Source organism: Pedobacter sp. Bi27, from assembly GCF_918698255.1.
GTDB lineage: Bacteria > Bacteroidota > Bacteroidia > Sphingobacteriales > Sphingobacteriaceae > Pedobacter.
In genome coordinates this window covers 46,148-65,166 of record NZ_CAKKMW010000003.1, presented here as the reverse complement: position 1 = coordinate 65,166, position 19,019 = coordinate 46,148, and the positions used below count along the sequence as shown (strand labels likewise).

Genomic DNA, 19,019 nt, shown 5'->3' with positions numbered 1-19,019 from the left:
CCCGCAAATCCTGATTAGCTTTGCTTCCTTTAATTTTTACCTTTAGGATATGTTAACCCACCATAAAATAATTGCAGCCGAATTAAAAGTTGCAGAAAAACAAGTAACGGCAACCATAAATCTGTTAGATGAAGGTGCAACTGTACCCTTTATTTCGCGTTACCGTAAAGAGGCCACAGGCAGTTTAGATGAGGTTGAAGTAGCTGCAATCCGTGATCGGGTTTTGCAGTTGCGCGATTTAGACAAGCGCCGGGAAGCGATATTGAAATCGATGACCGAACTTGGCAAATTAACTCCCGAACTGGAAAAAAAGATCAACGAAGCCGAAACCATTTCACTTTTAGAAGACATTTACCTGCCATTTAAACCTAAGCGTAAAACCCGGGCATCAGTTGCAAAAGAGAAAGGATTAGAACCTTTGGCTTTGCAGATATTTGAGCAAAATGCTTTTGATTTAGAGGCATCAGCTGATAAATTTATCGATACTGAGAAGGGTGTAAATTCACTTGACGAAGCTCTAGCTGGCGCAAGGGACATCATAGCCGAAATGATTTCTGAAAATGTGGAGGCGCGGACCAAAATGCGCACTTATTTTCAGGAAAAAGCTGTTTTTAAATCAGAGGTGATCAAAGGAAAAGAAGAAGAAGGCATTAAATATAAAGATTACTTCGAATGGAGCGAGCCGGTTAAAACAGCTGCATCACACCGTGTTCTGGCTATGCGCCGTGGTGAGAAGGAACTGATTTTAAGATTAGATGCCCTTCCACCAGCAGAAGATGCCATTGCTATTTTAGAGAACCAGTTTATTTTAGGCAATAATGCGGCTTCAAAGCAGGTTCAGCAGGCTTTAGAAGATGGCTACAAACGTTTGTTGGAACCGGCCATGGAAACCGAACTTCGTGTATTTACCAAACAGAAAGCGGATGAAGAAGCCATTCGGGTTTTTGCGGAAAATGCACGTCAATTGTTATTGGCAGCTCCAATGGGGCAAAAAAATGTACTGGCTATCGATCCGGGTTTCCGTACCGGTTGTAAAGTGGTTTGTTTAGATAAACAAGGTCAATTGTTAGAGAATACAGCCATTTATCCGCATACCGGACAAGGGAATGTGAAAAATGCGGAATTTACTATCCAACAGCTCTGTGAAAAACACAATGTTGAAGCCATTGCCATTGGTAATGGTACAGCAGGAAGAGAAACTGAAGCTTTTGTTCGTGCATTAAATTTACCGCACATCACCATTGTAATGGTTAACGAAAGTGGCGCTTCTATTTATTCAGCATCAGAAGTGGCCAGAGAGGAATTCCCTACACAGGATATTACCGTACGTGGAGCGGTTTCAATCGGCCGCCGTTTAATGGATCCATTGGCAGAATTAGTAAAAATCGATCCAAAATCCATCGGTGTTGGTCAATACCAACATGATGTTGATCAGAATAAATTACAGGCAAGTTTGGATGATACGGTAATCAGTGCAGTAAATGCTGTTGGCGTAGAATTAAACACGGCCTCAAAGCAGATCTTAGCCTATGTTTCTGGCTTGGGTCCAACTTTAGCACAAAATATTGTAGACTATAGAAATACGCATGGTGCTTTTAAAAACCGTGAAAGTTTGAAAAAAGTACCTCGTTTGGGCGATAAAGCCTACGAGCAGGCAGCAGGCTTCTTGCGCATCCGCAATGCAGAAAATGTTTTGGATACGAGCGGTGTTCACCCGGAACGTTATGCCGTAGTAGATAAAATGGCGAAAGATCTTGGCACTACCGTTTCCGCTTTAATGAAAGATCCGCAACTACAAAAACAGATTAAACCACAGCAATACGTAACCGAAGAAATCGGCTTACCAACATTAACGGATATTTTAAAAGAACTTGCAAAACCCGGCCGCGATCCACGTGAACATTTTGAAGCTTTTAGCTTTACCGATGGCGTAAACGAGGTTTCAGATTTAAGGGTGGGTATGAAGCTCCCAGGAATTGTAACCAACATCACCAATTTCGGTGCCTTTGTTGATATCGGCGTACATCAGGACGGCTTGGTTCACACTAGTCAGCTGGCTAACCGCTTTGTGGCTAACCCAAATGATGTGGTTAAAGTACACCAAAAGGTAGAAGTTACGGTAATGGAAGTTGATGCAGCACGCAAAAGGATTTCACTATCGATGAAAACTGAAGCCAGCCCGAAGCCGGAAGTCCGTAATCGGGAATCTAAGGAGCATAAACCTAAACAAGATTTTAAACAGAATAACAGTAAATCCAATTTCAAGCCACGTAATGAGCCTAAAGACGCTGATGGCGATCTGCAGGAAAAATTAGCAAAGCTGAAAGGGATGTTTAAATAATTTCCATCGATTGTCGTACTGAGCCTGTCGAAGTATTTAAGGAATCTTCGACAGATTCAGACTGACATGTATAAATTACTGTTTCTTAAACTCTAATCTTTGCTTCGGTAAGCTTTCAGGATAATTTCTTTGAATAAACGAAATCATAGCTTCCCTTACATGGCAGCGTAAATCGAAAGCCCTTGAAGAATTAGAAGCACTCATCAGAAATCGGACTTCGATGGCACCGTCTTTTGTACTATCGGTAACCTGTACCACATTTACGCGCTTGTCCCAAAGCGGATTAGCATCCAATAATCTGGATAATTCTTGCCGCATCGGTTCAATAGGGATCGTATAATCCAGATATAAGAAAACCGTTCCGAGCAGATCGGCAGAAACACGGGTCCAGTTTTGAAAAGGCTTTTCGATGAAATAAGTAATCGGTAAGATTAACCGCCGTTGATCCCAGATATTAACCACCACATAGGTTAAAGTAATCTCCTCTACCTTACCCCATTCGCCTTCCACAATCAAAACATCATCAATCCTGATCGGTTGGGTAAAGGCAATCTGAAAACCGGCCAATAAATTTCCGAGCGACTTCTGTGCTGCAAAGCCTATAATAATTCCGCCGATGCCCACCCCGGTAAGCAGCCCTGCTCCGATTTTGCGCATACTTTCAAAGCTCAATAAAATAATAGCAGCAGTAATTAAAATAATAAGCGAAATAATAAACTTTCGAACAAACTGTAACTGTGTTCTGATTTTTCGCTCTTTTAGGTTGTTTTCTTTGTTTAGATCATATTTCAGGTAGAAATAATCTTCCAAAACGTTAATTGTCCTCACCAAAATAAGCGCAAAAGTAATCGTCAGGGCAATTTCTAATATCTTGGTTATTGGAAGACGATATGTTGGCACCATCTCCATCAGCGTTAATGAGAAGTTAAGGAACAATAAGGGAATAAAAATAGCTACAGGTCTCCTCAAATGCTTTACTGTCGATTTTATAATGATAAAATCCCACCAACGCGAAAGCAGGATGAAAGTTTTGTGAATGATGAACTTGATTAAAATACCAAGAGATACCGCTATTAATCCAATAATGAGGTTCTTAAAAAACAAAGGAATTGGATAACCGAAAATCTGGTCGATATACTGCATAAACGAAATTTGTGGTTAATAAATACGGCGATCAGCCTATGGATATTCTTATAACAGCTATATTTTTGGATTGTTTGCCAACAGAAAACCAAGAGCCGCAAATAAATTATTTACATTAGCATTTTGTAGATCTTCAAAAAAGAAAAGATGGATTTTTTCGATGCCAAAAGTATATTTTTCACGGTTCTTGAATATAAAATGAGCTACCTGGAATTCTTCGCGGTAATTACGGGGATTATTTCAGTTATTCTTTCAGCAAAAGCTAGCATTTGGAGCTGGCCCGCTGGCATTGTTAATGTATTTTTATCAGCCTTTTTATATTACCAAAACCAGCTCTACCCCGACATGTTTTTGATGGCTTTCTTTTTTATAACCAACATTATGGGCTGGTGGCGATGGACAAATCCAAAACCGGAAGAAGAAGACAAAAACAAAGAGCTTAAAATTAGTTTTATGCCTGTAAGGCAGTTTTTAATCTTACTGGCGATAGGTATTGTTGGCACATTGCTGATGGGTACTCTGGCCAGTCAGCTCCACAATTGGCTTCCACTACTCTTCAACCTGCCAAGTGCTTATCCTTTTGTCGATTCATTTATTTTTGTAATGAGTGTAATTACCACTTTTCTAATGATCCAGAAAAGAGTAGAATGTTGGATTATCTGGTTGATCATCGATGTAGTGGCTACTTACCTGTACTTTTTAAAAGGCATCAAGTTTATGGGGGTAGAATATGTCATCTTCACCATCATTGCAGCTTTTGCATTGTGGCATTGGATAAAAGAATATAGAAGCTATACTAAAACGGCATGAAAAGAGGCTTAGTGATTGGCAAATTTATGCCGATTCATAATGGGCATATTGCATTGATTAACTTCGCTGCTTCCCAATGTGATGAGCTGATTGTATCAATGAGCTTTACTCCTGAGGACAAGATTGATCCGGTTTTACGTTTTGAATGGATCAAAGAGATTTTTAAGGATCAACCAGGCATCAAACCAGCCATTATTGCTGATAATTTTGATGATGAAACCCTGTCTGTAAATGAAAGGACAAATATTTGGGCAATCAGGATGCGGGAGGTATATCCAAAAATTGATATTCTTTTTAGCTCCGAGTTTTATGGAGAACCATTTGCCTTCAATTTACAAGCGGAACACATCTTATTTGACGAGCTAAGAAAATCCATCCCCGTTTCAGCAACCCTAATCAGAAACCATCCGTTTCAATATTGGGAATTTATTCCAAAAGAAGTCCGACCATATTTTGTAAAGAAGATTTGTTTCTACGGACCAGAAAGCACAGGAAAATCGACAATGGCCGAAAAAATGGCTATACATTATCAAACTACCTTCGTTCCGGAAGTTGCGCGCGAATTAATTACCTCGAACGATATTACTGTCGATGACATTATCAAAATTGGGACAGCACAAACTGAAAGGGTAAAAGAAAAAACCAACAGCGCCAATAAGATTGTTTTTTGCGATACCGATTTAATTACTACAAAGATATACTCGCGATATTATTTAAATGAGATTCCGGATATCCTAAACGATCTTGAAAATGAAATCAAATACGATTTATATTTTCTGCTAGATATTGATGTAGAATGGGTAGCCGACCACCTCCGCGATTTTGGAAACAGGCGGCTGGAGATGTTTAAGCTTTTTAAGGCAGAGCTAGAAAAACGTGGAATAGACTACATTCAAATCAGTGGTAATTATAGAGAGCGGGAAGAAATGATCAAAAAGATTATAGATTCAATTTTGGTTTAAAGAATCTATTTTTTGTATCTTCAATTCAAATCCAAAAATGATATGACAGCTAAACAAGTGCTTCCTATCATCCCTGACAATATTGTAGTTAATAAAATTTACGAGCTAAGAGGTCTTAAAGTGATGCTCGATAGCGACCTAGCGGAGCTATATGGTGTAGAGACTAAACGCCTCAATGAGCAAGTTGGCAGAAATCCAGATAGATTTCCCGAAGATTTCATGTTTCAACTTAATGATGAGGAATGGTTAAACTTGAAGTCGCAATTTGCGACTTCAAGTTGGGGAGGAAGAAGAAAACTCCCGTTTGTTTTTACCGAACATGGCATACTGATGCTTTCGAGTGTATTAAATAGTAAGCAAGCGATTCAAGTGAATATTCAAATTGTAAGGATTTTCTCCCGCATCCGTCAATTTATTATTGATAATGGCGAGCTCAAACTTGAAATCGAAGAGATTAAAAAGACGCTGAATAATCATGATAAAAATATTGAGTTGGTTTTTACCTACCTGGATAGACTTATCGATAAGAAAACTGGACCAAGGAAAAGGATTGGTTATATGCCTGATGATTTGTGACAGATAGTATTAAATATTTAAACACTTTACCCCCTACCTTTAATAATTGTACTAGCCCGGATTCTTAAACGGGATTGCAGCGATACCCTTTATTGTTTTTTGCTTTGACAAATTAATAGCACCGAGGCAAGAAAATTTATCAAAGCTTAAAAAAACAAAAAGATTTAGCGTAAAGCCCGACTGGAACCACCCAAAGAACTACAGGTTACGCTTTACAAAAAGCAACAATTAGATTGCCACATCGCTGTGCTCTTCGCAATGACGATAATTTTATATCAAAAATTTTCTCTTCAACTATTTGATAATAAAAGTATTCTATCTATCTTTGCAGTCCCAAATTTAATGGGAATAATAAATTGTTTAATAAATTAAATACAAGCAAGTGAATACGTTAAGTTACAAAACTGTCTCGGCCAATGCGAAAACTGTTAACAAACAGTGGATTGTTGTTGATGCGCAAGGCGAGATTTTGGGGCGCTTGTCATCGAAGATCGCTATGATCATCCGTGGTAAAAACAAGCCTGAGTACACCCCACACGTAGATTGCGGAGATAACGTTATCGTTATTAATGCAGACAAGGTTAAATTGACAGGAAACAAATTCAGCGAAAAGCAATATGTTTCTTATACTGGTTATCCAGGTGGTCAACGTTTTATTTCTCCTAAGGAGTTAATGGCGAAACACCCTCAACGTGTAATCGAGAAAGCGGTACGCGGTATGCTACCGAAAACTAAATTGGGTAAAAAATTATACACCAATCTTTTTGTGTATGCAGGTGAAACTCACCCTCATGCGGCTCAATCTCCAAAAACCATTAAACTTTAAGAAATGTCAGTTACTAACACTTCAGGAAGAAGAAAAACAGCTGTTGCACGTATCTACTTAAAAGATGGTGCTGGCGCAATTACCGTTAACGGTAAAGATCACAAAGTATATTTCCCAACTTTACCCTTGCAATATATCGTAAACCAAAGTTTAGAAGTTTCTGAGCTTGTAGGTCGTTATGATATCACTGTAAATGTACAGGGTGGTGGAGTAAAAGGACAAGCAGAAGCTGTTCGTTTAGCTATTGCTAAAGCGATTGTTGAACTAGATGCGGAGAAAAAACCTGCATTACGTGCTAAAGGACTAATGACGCGTGATATGCGTATGGTTGAGCGTAAGAAACCAGGACGTGCTAAAGCTCGTAAGAAATTCCAATTCAGTAAACGTTAATCACAGGAGGCAAAGACAATGGCAAGAACAACTTATCAAGACTTATTGGATGCAGGTGTACACTTTGGTCACCTTACCCGTAAATGGAATCCAAAAATGGCTCCTTACATTTTCATGGAGCGTAATGGAATTCACATTATAGATTTAAATAAAACTTTAACTAAAACTGAAGAAGCTGCGGCTGCGATTAAACAAATCGTAAAATCAGGACGTAAAGTATTATTTGTTTCAACAAAAAAACAAGCAAAAGGAATCGTAGCTGAACAAGCTAAAAAAGTAAACATGCCTTTCGTAACCGAACGTTGGTTAGGTGGTATGTTAACTAACTTTGCTACTGTTCGCAAGTCAATCAAAAAGATGTCTAACATCGATAAAATGACTAAAGACGGTACTTATTCGATCTTATCTAAAAAAGAGCGTTTAATGATTCAACGTGAGCGTATTAAATTAGAATCACTTTTAGGTGGTATTGCTGATTTAAACCGTTTACCTGCAGCTTTATTCTTAATTGATGTTAAGAAAGAACACATTGCAGTTACTGAAGCGTTAAAATTAAACATCCCTACTTTTGCGATGGTTGATACTAACTCTGATCCTTCTAACATCGATTTCCCTATCCCGGCGAATGATGATGCTACCAAATCAATCTCTTTAATTACTGATGTAATTATCAAAGCTATTGAAGAAGGTTTAGATGAGCGTAAACGCGAAAAAGATGATGAAGCTGAAAAAGAAGCAGTAGCAGCGAAAGTTGCAGCTGATGCACCTGAATCAAAAGAGCCTAGAGCAGCTGGTGAAAAAAGACCAACTACTAAAAAGGTAACTGCTGAAGCAGAAGTTGAAGCTCCTTCATCAGAAGAAACTAAAACAGAAGAATAGTAATATTTTTTAATTGCAGGTTACTGGTTTCAGGTTTTAAGTTGGCTTAACATGAGTTTAACTTGGCACTTGTAACTTGTAACCTGTAATTGTTGTAACAAGATTGTAAAATTTAAAAAAGGAAATAAAATGTCTACAGTACAAATTACTGCCGCTGATGTAAATAAACTACGCCAACAAACTGGTGCTGGTATGATGGATTGCAAAAAAGCATTATTAGAAGCTAATGGCGATTTCGAAGCTGCTGTTGATTTATTGCGTAAAAAAGGTCAAAAAGTATCTGCCGCTCGTTCTGGTAATGCTACTTCTGAAGGCCTGGTATCTATCAATGTTTCAGCGGATGGCACAAATGGTAAATTAGTTGCTTTAGCTTGTGAAACTGAGCCGGTTTCTAAAGTTGAAGATTTCCGTAACCTGGCTCAGGCCGTTTTAGCTGCTGCAGTTGCCAACAATCCTGCTACTACTGAAGAATTATCAGCGATTACTTTGGAAGATGGACGTACAGTTGCCGAAACCATAACTGAACTAACCGGTAAAATCGGAGAGAAAATCGTTATTCAAGAGTATGCAAATATATCTGGCGAGAAAATCGTTTCTTATATCCACTCTAATGGTAAAATGGGTGTTTTAGTAGTATTTGAAGGCGCTAATGGTGCAGATATTACCGAAGCTGGTAAAGATGTTGCGATGCAAATTGCTGCAATGAACCCAGTTGCTGTTGATAAAGACGGTGTTGATCCTGCTACTATCGAACGTGAAATCGAGATTGCTAAAGACGTTATCCGTCAAGAAGGCAAACCAGAAGAAATGGTTGAGAAAATTGCTGCTGGTAAATTGAATAAATTTTACAAAGACAGCACTTTATTAAACCAGGAGTTTGTTAAAGATAGTTCTATCGATGTGCGTAAATATTTAGATAACACTTCTAAAGGTTTAACGGTAACGGCTTTCAAACGTGTACAATTAGGTGCATAAGCACTTATGAATCATATTAAAAAGTCCTGATTTTCATCAGGACTTTTTTTATGCCTTATATTCCAATAATTTCCGTCATCTCGACTGAAACGCAGTGAAATGGAGAGATCTATCAAGCTAGATTTAGCTTCGCGGGGCATTCGTGGTTCTCGACTACGTTACACTCCGCTCGAAATGACGACCAGTTATCCACCCTACTTTCTAAGTGCAGTATAAGCGCCTACTTCCTTACCCGAATCATCGATCATACTCGCCACAAGTTTATTTCTATCTGCTTTTATTTTGGTAATTGTTCTTGTTCCTGTCCTTGGCCCACCAGCGATTATTAAAGGGTAATGGTTTAATGCTTTATCAGGCTGATGCACCATGTACTTATGGGTATGACCACTTAAAACCAAGTCTACTTTACCCTGATTCAACAATGGCTCAAATAGTTTAGTGCAATGTTTTGGTCCATGTGCATCGCCCGAAAAGCGTGGTGGAATATGCATCAATACTACTCTAAATGGTGCTCTTTTAAATTCCTTTGAATTTATTTCTGTTTTCAGCCATTCAGCCTGTTGAGCTCTATAATCATCAAAATCTACAATACCGGCATATACTGGATGTGCGTCTTCTTTATCTTCACCAGTGTCTAAAATTACAAAGCGAACAGGCCCTAAGGTAAAAGCTGCATGGCCAACATGCATATAATACTGCGGAAATTCACGTGCAAATTTACCACGTGTTTCGTGATTGCCCCTTACGTAGATAAAAGGTGTATGCTTTGCAAAATTATCTACACAGGGTTGCAGCATATGTTCGATAATCTGTTTCTCATCGGTTTGATAATCGAATATATCTCCATTAAAGAAAATAAAGTCCTGCTTCTTATCGGGAACAAGCGCTAACAATTGAGGGATTGATTCCGGGCGATCGTGCGTATCATTCATCATTAAGAACGAAACCTCATCTTTCGCTCGGTCTGCATTCACAAATTCTTCAACAGCACTGCTTACCGTTACGCCGTAGGTTAATTTGTAAGGCTGGAAATCTTTAATTTCTTTCGAAACAATTTTGTAATAATATTTTGTTCCTGGTTTTAAATTTTTGAGCGTTACGGCATTTAACTTGCTATTAGCCTGCATTAAACCCAATTCGGCCTTTCCATATACTTTTTGGCCAAGCTGATCTGCCTGTTCTCCAAATTCTACCCAGCCAGCAGCATTTTTATTGGTTAACCAAAGAATGGTCATCGAGTTATTAAAATTGGTTTGGAGATAAGGGCCTACTGCAATTTTAAAACCCTCTTCCTCAGCGGGTACATCTGCAATCGCCATTGCTGGAGCTACCAAAGTAGTAGCACCTAAAGTTAGTCCGGCCTTTAAAAAACCCCTTCTATTAGACTGATTTTCATTCATTTGGTTATTTTATCTTATTACCCAAATATATAGCTACAATATTTAACTTTGACCGTGTAAGATTAAATTTACTCAAACGTTTGATATGCCTAAAGTAATTTCCAATATCTCCTATTTTAAGGGCAACGATTTAAAAAAAAATCAGAACATCATAATTAATGGCGCTCTAATTTCCAATATTAAGGAAAGCGACAACAAAGAAACCAGCCATTCGCTCGTTGTACCAGGTTTTATAGATTTACAGATTTATGGTGCTGGCGACAGGTTATTTTCAGCCGAGCCAAGCACTGAATCGTTAAGCATCATGGAAAACGATCTGCTTAAAAAAGGTACTACAGGCTTTTTAGCTTGTATGGCAACAAATTCTCCTGAAGTTTTTGATGAATGTATCAAAGCAGCTAAAGAACACCGTACAGCTGCAAAAAATTTCTTGGGGCTACATTTAGAAGGGCCATTTTTAAATCCAAAACGCTTAGGTGCCCATGTTCCGGCCTTTGTACGAAAGGCCTCGTTAGATGAAATTAAGAAATTAATTGATTTTGGTGATGGCGTAATTAAAATGATGACCATTGCCCCAGAACTGCAGGATGACGAAGTGATCGAATATTTGTTAGCTAACGGAGTATTGGTTTCTTTAGGGCATAGTAATGCGACCTTCAATGAGGCAACGGCTGCTTATAACAAAGGCATCCAGACCACTACACACCTTTTTAATGCCATGAGTCCTATCCATCACCGCGAACCGGGTATCCCGACCGCTGTTTTTAGCCACGACAAAGCTATGGCCAGCATTATTGCCGATGGTCAGCACGTAGATTTCGAAGTGGTTAAGTTTGCCCAAAAACTTTTAAAAGAACGTTTGTTCCTCATCACCGATGCGGTTACTGCTTGTTCAACAGGGCCGTATCAGCATGTTCAAAAAGGCAATAAATATGTTATGCCTGATGGTACACTTTCCGGCTCATCGCTCACGATGTTAGAAGCTGTTAAAAATTGTGTATCACATTGTGACATCAGCTTAAATGATGCAATAAAAATGGGAACGTTATACCCCGCCAAATTAATTGGGATCGAAAATCTTACTGCAGCGATAGAAACCGGACATCAGGCAAACTTATTGGTACTTGACGATGACCTGAATTTAAAAGAGGTCATATTTAAAGGCGAAACGATATAATTAATTTAACATGTTCAAAAAAATCCTCGCAGCGATAATATTCTTATCAGTTTATACCAGTAATTCTTGGGGACAAGAAATAGGTACTGCTTTTACAATAATACCCCTTGGGGTGAAGGGCGGAGATGATGAGAGTAATTTATCCTCTTATATGATTGCTCCAAAAGGCAGCGAAAATTATGTTTGTTTAGATGCAGGCACCATAAATGCCGGTATTCAAAAGGCCATAGAATATAAATCATTAAGCGGAATAAGCGAAGAAATTCAGCGAAAACAGATTAAAGGATATTTGATCTCACATGCACATTTAGATCATGTAGCAGGTTTGATTATCAATTCACCAGCCGATACATCCAAAAACATCTACGGAATACCTTCGGTACTGAATATTTTGAGGGATAAATATTTTACCTGGGATGCCTGGGCCAATTTTGCAAATGAAGGCGAAAAACCACAACTAAAAAAGTACACCTACTCACCACTTAATGAAGGTGAAACTTATCCGCTTGAAGGAACGGAAATGAAAGTAAGGGCTTTTGAGCTAAGTCATGGCAATCCCTATAAAAGCACTGCTTTTTTGATCAGTCACAATGATAGTTATGTATTGTACCTTGGAGATACCGGTGCAGATGAAATTGAAAAATCGGATAAACTTGCCAACTTATGGCAAACCATATCTCCGTTGATTAATAAAGGCCAATTAAAAGCCATCTTTTTGGAGGTTTCTTTCCCAAATGAACAGCCTGATAAACAATTATTCGGGCACCTTACACAAAGCTTTTTTATAGTGAAATTGGCAAACTTAAAAGCTTAACAGATGGTAATGCCATTAAAAAAGTTTCTTTCATTGTAACCCATATTAAACCCCCGCAACGTAGCGCCGAAAAAATAAAACATCAATTACTTACCGAAAACGCGCTGAATTTAAACTTAATATTTCCTAAGCAAGGGAAACTGTTAACCATTAATTAATATAAATGTAACATTAGCTACAGTAAGTCGGAGTATTTTTGCTTAAAAATTACTCATGAAAAAAACCTTACTTCTATTTACAACATTTCTATTTTTGATACTCCTAAAAATAGATGCTGTTGCGCAAAATGAAACAACAGCCTCTATAAATGGAATGGTTGTCGATGCTAAAGGGCCAATTAGCGGGGCTACAGTTATTGCCATACATGAACCGTCAGGTTCGAGATATGCCACTTCTACCCGATCGGATGGCCGTTACAATTTACCAGCCATGCGTATTGGTGGCCCTTACTCCATTACCGTTTCATTTATTGGCTTTAAAAATCAGACACAACGTATTGAAAAATTGGCCCTTGGCCAAAGTTCTACTTTAAATGTATCTTTAAGTGAAGACGCCAGTAATTTATCAGAAGTTACGGTATCAGGAAAACAAAGTAAAGTTTTTAACTCGGGAAGAACGGGTGCATCACAGAATATATCAAGAACAGCAATTCAAAATTTGCCAACCTTAAACAGAAGCTTTACCGATTTTGTGAAGCTTACCCCTCAGTTCTCTTTACAGTTTGGAAGCCCAAGTATTGCGGGAAGAAGTAACCTGGCCAACAATTTTACGGTTGATGGAGCGCTGTTTAATAATGCATTTGGCTTACAGGGTACCATTGGAAGCCAAACAAGTTCTCAACCGATAAATATGGACGCCTTCGAAGAAATTACAGTAAATATTGCACCATATGATATTCGTCAAAGTGGTTTTACAGGTGCTGCAATAAATGCGGTAACCAGGAGTGGTACAAATGAATTTCAAGGCTCTTTAAATACTTACTATAGAAATCAGGACCTAGTAAGTGATTACAACTATGCTGGATTAAAGGTGCCGGTAACCAATTTTAGCCTTAAAGGTTATGGGTTTACTTTAGGCGGACCGATTATTAAAAATAAATTATTCTTTTTTGCCAGTGGAGAATTGGAAAGAAGATCAGATCCAGGAACTGGATTTTCAGCTTCAAGGGGTGGAAGCACAGGACCAAATATATCTCAGGCAAAAGGCGAAGACTTAGATAAGTTAAGTTCTTTTTTACAAACACTTGGTTACGATCCGGGGGCTTACGAAAATTATGCTTTAAAAACCAGGAGCGATAAACTATCTGCCAAATTAGACTATAATATTGATGATAAAAACACTTTAAGTTTAAAATATTTCTATTTCAGATCTTATAAAGATATTTTGCCAAGTAATAGCGGTGCTCCAAAAAATAACCGCCAGCCATCGCAGTTGGGCCTTCCTTTTCAATCGGCAGGATATGGCATAAACAACAACATGGATAACGTTAATCTTGAGTTTAGAACACGCTTTAACAATAAATTCTCTAATCAGTTAACTGTTGGTTACAACAGCATGAACGATTTTAGAGAATCAAAGGGTAACAAACCTTTTCCACTTGTTGATATTATGAATCCTGATGGAAGTTCGTATACTGCTTTTGGCTACGAACCTTTTACTGCTTTTAACACCTTGAAAACTAAAGTTTACCAGATCACAGATAATTTTAATATCTATGCAGGCCGCCACGAAATAACATTGGGCGCCAATTATGAAGGCTACAGAACGCTTAACGGTTTCGCTCCCAACTATTATGGTGCCTATACCTTTAACAGCCTTGCCGATTTTTATAACAGCGCCAATAATGGTGTATCGAATGCAACGAAATACCAGGTCCAATATTCGGTTATGCCTGATGGATCATTCCCTTATGCAGAAATCCAGTCGAATATGTATGGCTTGTATGCGCAAGATGCTTTTACGGTTAACGATCAGTTAAAATTAACCCTTGGCTTACGTGCAGATTTAACCAGCGTTTCTTCACCAGCATCACTAAGCAACCCAAATGTAGAAAAGCTGACTTTCGAAAATGACGAAAAAATTGATGTGAGCAGGTTTCCTAAAAGTTCTATTTTATGGTCTCCGCGTTTAGGCTTTAACTGGGATGTAAACCATGCCGGAAAAACACAAGTACGAGGCGGTACCGGGCTATTTACAGGAAGACCTCCACTGGTTTGGGTATCTAACCAGGCCAGCAACAATGGTGTTCAATTTGGTTCAGAATCGATTAACAACCCAACCAACAGACCATTTACCCCCAACGTAGATGCTTATAGAAATGTAAATAAGGCTACAGCAGCAAACAACACTGCCTACAATCTGGCAGTAGCCCAACAGGATTTTAAATTTATGCAGGTTTGGCGTTCAAATTTGGCTGTTGATCAGAAATTGCCTGGCGGTATAACCGGAACAATCGAAGCGTTATATTCAAAAGACATTAATTCTGTTTATTTCCGCAATGTGAATTTAAACACTTCGGCATATACCCTTTTAAAAGGCGCTGATAACCGCCCAAGATACACCAGCTCAAGGATTTATGGTTCAGCAACCCCTACTCCTGCAAACCCAAATATTTCTGATGCAATTGTAATGACCAATACCAATAAAGGCCATAGTTTAGCAATTACAGGAACATTATCAAAAGAGTTTGCAGGTGGCCTTTTTGCAACTGCAGGTTATACTTATACCGATTCGAGATCAGTTAATGATGGTGGCTCTATTGCTCAAAGTATGTGGAGAGACCGTCAGGTTTCTGGCAGCCCGAATACAGATGCACTTTCTTATTCAAGCTATATGGTTAAAAACCGCTTTATTGCCTCTGTTGTTTACAGAAAAGAATACATCAACCACTTAGGTACAACATTCTCTATGTTCTATCAACTACAGGATGGTTTTAGATATTCCTATACTTATGGAAACGACTTAAACAATGATGGTTTAAGCGGAAACGACTTAATTTATGTTCCGGCAAATAAATCCGACATTGTTTTGGTACCAGAAAATGCTGCTGATACCCGCACACCTGATCAGCTTTGGGGTCAATTAAACAGCTACATCAGTCAAGACAATTATCTTAACAAAAAAAGAGGCCAGTATGCAGAAAGAAATGGCCTTGTTGGTAATGTAATCGGTACGCTTGATATTCGACTAGCACAAGATTTATTCGCAAGCCTGAAAGGTAAAAAGCATTCTCTTCAGCTTACTTTTGATATTTTCAATTTCGGAAATATGATCAATAAAACCTGGGGAGTTCCAAAATTTGCCAATAGGGCTAACGGACTCCTTAACTTTAAAGGAGTGGATGCAACATCAGGTAAGCCTACATTTTCTTTCCCTTACCTAAATGCAGATAACAGCGTGCCTTTGGTTAATACATTTTCAAGCAATATTGATGAAACTGCCCGTTGGAGAATCCAATTTGGGTTAAAATATAGATTTAATCAATAATTTTTAAAAATCAAAAAATGGCTGGATCGGATAACGATTCAGCCATTTTGGATAAAAAGGGATAATGTAAATGTAACAAGCCGGCAATAATTGCTTAACATAATTAAAGTAGGTTTAATATCTTCAATCTATCAATATTATGAAAAAACAATTTAAATTAACAGGCTTCGCTTTAATAGCGTTTGCTACATTATTAAGCTTTAGCGCTTGTAAAAAACAAGATATTGAAACCAGCCAAAACGCTTTACCTAAAGTAAAAGTATTGGGTCTCTCTGCTTCAAATGCTACACTCACGGCACAAACTTTAGAAAATTTTGAGGTAGGCTCAACCAGTCCTAAAACGGCTTATGATGTTTCTCCTTCTGGCTCAGCAGGTGGAGATGACATTACACTTAGCGGAAAGTCATGGAATTTTTTCGATGCGTTAATCGGAAATCTTGCTGCTGATAAGAAAAATGGTTCATGGTCTGCCCGTATCCGTAACTCGGGAAAAATTACGATGCAGTTTGATATTGCAGCCGGCATTAGTTCGGTAAGCATTCAACATGCTACTTATGGCACCGATGCCGCCAGTCAATGGGGTTTATGGTATTCAAATAATGGTGGAAGCAGCTGGACCCAGTCGGGCGCCAATATAACTAGTACGTCAACTTTACAAATACAATCTTTCAGCCTAAATCTTACTGGAAATGTCCGCTTAGAAATCAGAAAACTTTCAGGTGCTTCAAACAGAATAAACTTTGATGATATTACCATTAATGATAACGGTGGTGGTACCGATCCAGGTACAAATCCTGTACTTACGGGCAAGAAGTTTTTATTTGATGCTTCAAAATTGGAAAATGCAGGTAGTGCCGATTGGCAGATAGATGCAGATGGTACAGAAAGCGTTCCGGGTTATCAAGGAGGAACCTCTGTTGAACTTAAAGCACAGAGATTTCCTACACCCTCATATACCGGTATAACTGCTTCAACTCCTGAAACCTACTGGAAAGGCGCCATGTCTGCCTGGGCCGTAGAATTGGTAAAACGTGGCGAACTGGTAGAAACTTTGCCAGGCGGCACTGCGATTACTTATGGCAATACCGCTAATCCCCAAGATTTAAAAAATTACGATGTTTACGTGGTTATTGAACCGAATAAATTATTTACTGCCGCCGAAAAAACGGCAATTATGAATTTTGTGGCCAATGGCGGCGGTTTAATGATGGTGGCCGATCATACTGCTGCAAGTACAGCCGGAACAGATGCAAATGGTTATAATCCTTCAGACAGAGATGGCGATGGCTACGATTCTCCAAGAGTTTGGAATGATTTGATGAGCAATAACGGCATTAACAACAACAAACCTTTCGGCTTCAATGTAGATTATGTTGACATTAGCGAAAAACCAAGTACAAAAGTTTACTCTGGAACAAGTACCAGTGCCAATCTGGTTTTAAATGGTGCTGCCGGAAATGCTTCAAAATTAGCTTTCTATAATGGTACAACTGCAACCTTGTTTCCGACAGAAAATTCTACAGTACAAGGATTATTTTGGAGAATGAGCAGCACATTAGGAAGTAATAATGGTGTAATGGCATTAATTTCGACATATGGAAGTGGAAGGGTAGCCTTTGTTGGCGATAGTTCGCCTTCTGATGATGGAACCGGCGATACGAACGATAATTTATTTAATGGTTGGTCTGGTGATGTACCATCTGGATACACCTCTCATCCAGCTTTGCATTTAAATGCCTCATTATGGCTTGCTAAAGCACAATAATTAATCCATTAACAGAAGGGGTGATATGAAAATATCGCCCTTTTTTATTTATATACCTAACCTAATTAAATATTTACATCAAATATTAAAACGATAGCCCGTAAGTAAAAAATTGTTAATATTTTTGAGGTCATGAAATACAAACGCATCCTATTAAAGCTTAGCGGAGAATCGCTAATGGGCGACAAACAATATGGAATTGATAATGAACGCGTTAAACAATACGCAGAAGATATCAAAGCCGTACACGATAAAGGTTTAGAAATCGCAATCGTAATTGGAGGAGGAAATATTTTTAGAGGTTTAAGCGCCGAAAAAAGTGGGATGGACAGGGCACAGGCCGATTATATGGGCATGTTGGCAACAGTTATCAACTCTATGGCCCTGCAAGATGCGTTAGAAAAAGTGGGGATTAAAACACGTTTACTTACTGCCATTAAAATGGAGCAGATCTGTGAGCCATTTATCCGCAGAAGAGCTGTTCGCCATTTAGAAAAAGGCCGTGTGGTTATTTTTGGTGCAGGAACAGGAAATCCATACTTCACAACCGATTCTGCAGCAGCTTTACGTGCTATCGAAATCAAAGCTGATGTTGTTTTAAAAGGAACACGTGTTGATGGGATTTACACGGCCGATCCTGAAAAAGATCCGCTGGCCACTAAATACGATGAAATTTCTTTTAGGGAAGTTTACGATAAGGGGCTTAACGTGATGGATATGACCGCATTTACCCTTTGCGAAGAAAACCAAGTGCCGATTATTGTGTTTGATATGAACAAACATGGCAACTTCATGAAAATCGCCAATGGCGAACCTATTGGAACCCTGGTTAAATAAGGAATAAAAATTATTATTTTTGTAGAAATACACACAATTATGAACGACCTCATACAATTACAATTAATGGATGCTCAATCTGCAATGGATAGAGCCATCGATCATTGTGAATCTGAATTAACTAAAATCAGAGCTGGTAAAGCATCAGCTGGAATGTTGGATGGTATTTTCGTGGATTATTATGGCGCAGCTACAGCATTATCACAAGTAGCCAGCATTAATACGCCTGATGCCAGAACAATCGTAATCCAACCTTGGGAAAAATCACTTTTAACTGCGATTGAAAAAGCTATTCAGGTAGCCAATATTGGTATCAATCCACAAAATGATGGTATTGTTATCCGCCTGGTTGTGCCGCCTTTAACAGAAGAGCGTAGAAGAGACTTGGTAAAAAAAGTAAAGGAAGAAGCCGAAAGAGGCCGCATTACCGTTCGTAACATCCGTAAAGATGCCAATACCAAAATTCAAAAACTGAAAGGCGAAGGTGTTTCTGATGACGAGATTAAAACAGGTGAAGGCGAAGTGCAAAAATTAACCGATGCTTATATCATCAAGGTTGACAAACACGCCGAAGCTAAAGAAAAAGATGTAATGACAGTTTAATCTGTATAAAACACAATAAGAGAGGGAATGGACTT

16 protein-coding genes are annotated in these 19,019 nt (G+C 38.6%); 14 read left to right on the top strand and 2 right to left on the bottom strand.

The features are described from left to right. The first annotated feature begins 49 nt into the window (after positions 1-49). A complete protein-coding gene (locus LQ227_RS10390) occupies positions 50-2,341 on the top strand; it encodes a Tex family protein (RefSeq protein WP_230149266.1) in 2,292 nt (763 codons plus the stop codon). 75 nt (positions 2,342-2,416) lie between these two features. On the opposite strand, the gene LQ227_RS10385 is transcribed toward LQ227_RS10390, so the two are convergent. Further along, entirely contained in the window at positions 2,417-3,484 is a 1,068-nt protein-coding gene (locus LQ227_RS10385; RefSeq protein WP_230144310.1) for a mechanosensitive ion channel family protein, read from the bottom strand. Positions 3,485-3,631: 147 nt separating this feature from the next. Between LQ227_RS10385 and pnuC the strand changes: the two genes are divergently transcribed. The 7 genes from pnuC to tsf all read left to right on the top strand — a co-directional run bounded on the left by pnuC (position 3,632) and on the right by tsf (position 8,902). Beyond that, complete coding sequence (gene pnuC, locus LQ227_RS10380) at positions 3,632-4,294, top strand: nicotinamide riboside transporter PnuC (RefSeq protein ID WP_230144309.1); 663 nt, start codon at positions 3,632-3,634, stop codon at positions 4,292-4,294. Then, on the top strand, positions 4,291-5,256 hold the full coding sequence (locus LQ227_RS10375; RefSeq protein ID WP_230144308.1) for an AAA family ATPase: 966 nt from the start codon (positions 4,291-4,293) through the stop codon (positions 5,254-5,256). The genes pnuC and LQ227_RS10375 overlap by 4 nt, the downstream gene beginning before the upstream one ends. Before the next feature lie 42 nt (positions 5,257-5,298). Next, positions 5,299-5,832: an ORF6N domain-containing protein gene (locus LQ227_RS10370; RefSeq protein ID WP_230149264.1), complete on the top strand. Its 534-nt coding sequence runs from the start codon at positions 5,299-5,301 to the stop codon at positions 5,830-5,832. 382 nt (positions 5,833-6,214) lie between these two features. Continuing rightward, positions 6,215-6,658, top strand: coding sequence for a 50S ribosomal protein L13 (gene rplM, locus LQ227_RS10365; RefSeq protein ID WP_010602007.1), 444 nt, complete (start codon positions 6,215-6,217; stop codon positions 6,656-6,658). Positions 6,659-6,661: 3 nt separating this feature from the next. Continuing rightward, a complete protein-coding gene (rpsI, locus tag LQ227_RS10360; RefSeq protein ID WP_029279076.1) occupies positions 6,662-7,048 on the top strand; it encodes a 30S ribosomal protein S9 in 387 nt (128 codons plus the stop codon). A gap of 18 nt (positions 7,049-7,066) precedes the next feature. Next, positions 7,067-7,927 (top strand): 30S ribosomal protein S2, encoded by an 861-nt coding sequence (gene rpsB / locus LQ227_RS10355; protein WP_029279074.1) that lies wholly within the window; start codon positions 7,067-7,069, stop codon positions 7,925-7,927. A gap of 129 nt (positions 7,928-8,056) precedes the next feature. Then, positions 8,057-8,902, top strand: coding sequence for a translation elongation factor Ts (tsf, locus tag LQ227_RS10350; protein WP_108197831.1), 846 nt, complete (start codon positions 8,057-8,059; stop codon positions 8,900-8,902). Positions 8,903-9,096: 194 nt separating this feature from the next. Here tsf and LQ227_RS10345 read toward each other — a convergent pair whose 3' ends face one another. After that, positions 9,097-10,302 carry an FN3 domain-containing metallophosphoesterase family protein gene (locus tag LQ227_RS10345; protein WP_230144306.1) on the bottom strand — a complete coding sequence of 402 codons (1,206 nt, stop codon included), beginning with the start codon at positions 10,300-10,302 and terminating at the stop codon, positions 9,097-9,099. Positions 10,303-10,387: 85 nt separating this feature from the next. Between LQ227_RS10345 and nagA the strand changes: the two genes are divergently transcribed. The 6 genes from nagA to frr all read left to right on the top strand — a co-directional run bounded on the left by nagA (position 10,388) and on the right by frr (position 18,984). Then, positions 10,388-11,479, top strand: coding sequence for an N-acetylglucosamine-6-phosphate deacetylase (nagA, locus tag LQ227_RS10340; RefSeq protein ID WP_230144305.1), 1,092 nt, complete (start codon positions 10,388-10,390; stop codon positions 11,477-11,479). A gap of 10 nt (positions 11,480-11,489) precedes the next feature. Beyond that, entirely contained in the window at positions 11,490-12,293 is an 804-nt protein-coding gene (locus tag LQ227_RS10335) for an MBL fold metallo-hydrolase (RefSeq protein ID WP_230149263.1), read from the top strand. Positions 12,294-12,506: 213 nt separating this feature from the next. Beyond that, entirely contained in the window at positions 12,507-15,779 is a 3,273-nt protein-coding gene (locus tag LQ227_RS10330) for a TonB-dependent receptor (RefSeq protein ID WP_230144303.1), read from the top strand. Between the two features lie 139 nt (positions 15,780-15,918). Continuing rightward, positions 15,919-17,544, top strand: coding sequence for a hypothetical protein (locus tag LQ227_RS10325; protein WP_230144302.1), 1,626 nt, complete (start codon positions 15,919-15,921; stop codon positions 17,542-17,544). Between the two features lie 132 nt (positions 17,545-17,676). Continuing rightward, positions 17,677-18,381, top strand: coding sequence for a UMP kinase (pyrH, locus tag LQ227_RS10320; RefSeq protein WP_029279061.1), 705 nt, complete (start codon positions 17,677-17,679; stop codon positions 18,379-18,381). A gap of 39 nt (positions 18,382-18,420) precedes the next feature. Further along, entirely contained in the window at positions 18,421-18,984 is a 564-nt protein-coding gene (gene frr / locus LQ227_RS10315; RefSeq protein ID WP_230144301.1) for a ribosome recycling factor, read from the top strand. Positions 18,985-19,019 lie beyond the last annotated feature (35 nt).

Excerpts from the sequence above, each read along its gene's own strand:
- LQ227_RS10385 (WP_230144310.1), bottom strand. The coding sequence starts at position 3,484 with ATGCAGTATATCGACCAGATTTTCGGTTATCCAATTCCTTTGTTTTTT.
- rpsB (WP_029279074.1), top strand. The coding sequence starts at position 7,067 with ATGGCAAGAACAACTTATCAAGACTTATTGGATGCAGGTGTACACTTT.
- pyrH (WP_029279061.1), top strand. The coding sequence starts at position 17,677 with ATGAAATACAAACGCATCCTATTAAAGCTTAGCGGAGAATCGCTAATG.
- frr (WP_230144301.1), top strand. The coding sequence starts at position 18,421 with ATGAACGACCTCATACAATTACAATTAATGGATGCTCAATCTGCAATG.
- LQ227_RS10335 (WP_230149263.1), top strand. The coding sequence starts at position 11,490 with ATGTTCAAAAAAATCCTCGCAGCGATAATATTCTTATCAGTTTATACC.
- pnuC (WP_230144309.1), top strand. The coding sequence starts at position 3,632 with ATGGATTTTTTCGATGCCAAAAGTATATTTTTCACGGTTCTTGAATAT.
- LQ227_RS10375 (WP_230144308.1), top strand. The coding sequence starts at position 4,291 with ATGAAAAGAGGCTTAGTGATTGGCAAATTTATGCCGATTCATAATGGG.
- rpsI (WP_029279076.1), top strand. The coding sequence starts at position 6,662 with ATGTCAGTTACTAACACTTCAGGAAGAAGAAAAACAGCTGTTGCACGT.
- LQ227_RS10345 (WP_230144306.1), bottom strand. The coding sequence starts at position 10,302 with ATGAATGAAAATCAGTCTAATAGAAGGGGTTTTTTAAAGGCCGGACTA.
- LQ227_RS10325 (WP_230144302.1), top strand. The coding sequence starts at position 15,919 with ATGAAAAAACAATTTAAATTAACAGGCTTCGCTTTAATAGCGTTTGCT.
- tsf (WP_108197831.1), top strand. The coding sequence starts at position 8,057 with ATGTCTACAGTACAAATTACTGCCGCTGATGTAAATAAACTACGCCAA.
- LQ227_RS10390 (WP_230149266.1), top strand. The coding sequence starts at position 50 with ATGTTAACCCACCATAAAATAATTGCAGCCGAATTAAAAGTTGCAGAA.
- nagA (WP_230144305.1), top strand. The coding sequence starts at position 10,388 with ATGCCTAAAGTAATTTCCAATATCTCCTATTTTAAGGGCAACGATTTA.
- LQ227_RS10370 (WP_230149264.1), top strand. The coding sequence starts at position 5,299 with ATGACAGCTAAACAAGTGCTTCCTATCATCCCTGACAATATTGTAGTT.
- LQ227_RS10330 (WP_230144303.1), top strand. The coding sequence starts at position 12,507 with ATGAAAAAAACCTTACTTCTATTTACAACATTTCTATTTTTGATACTC.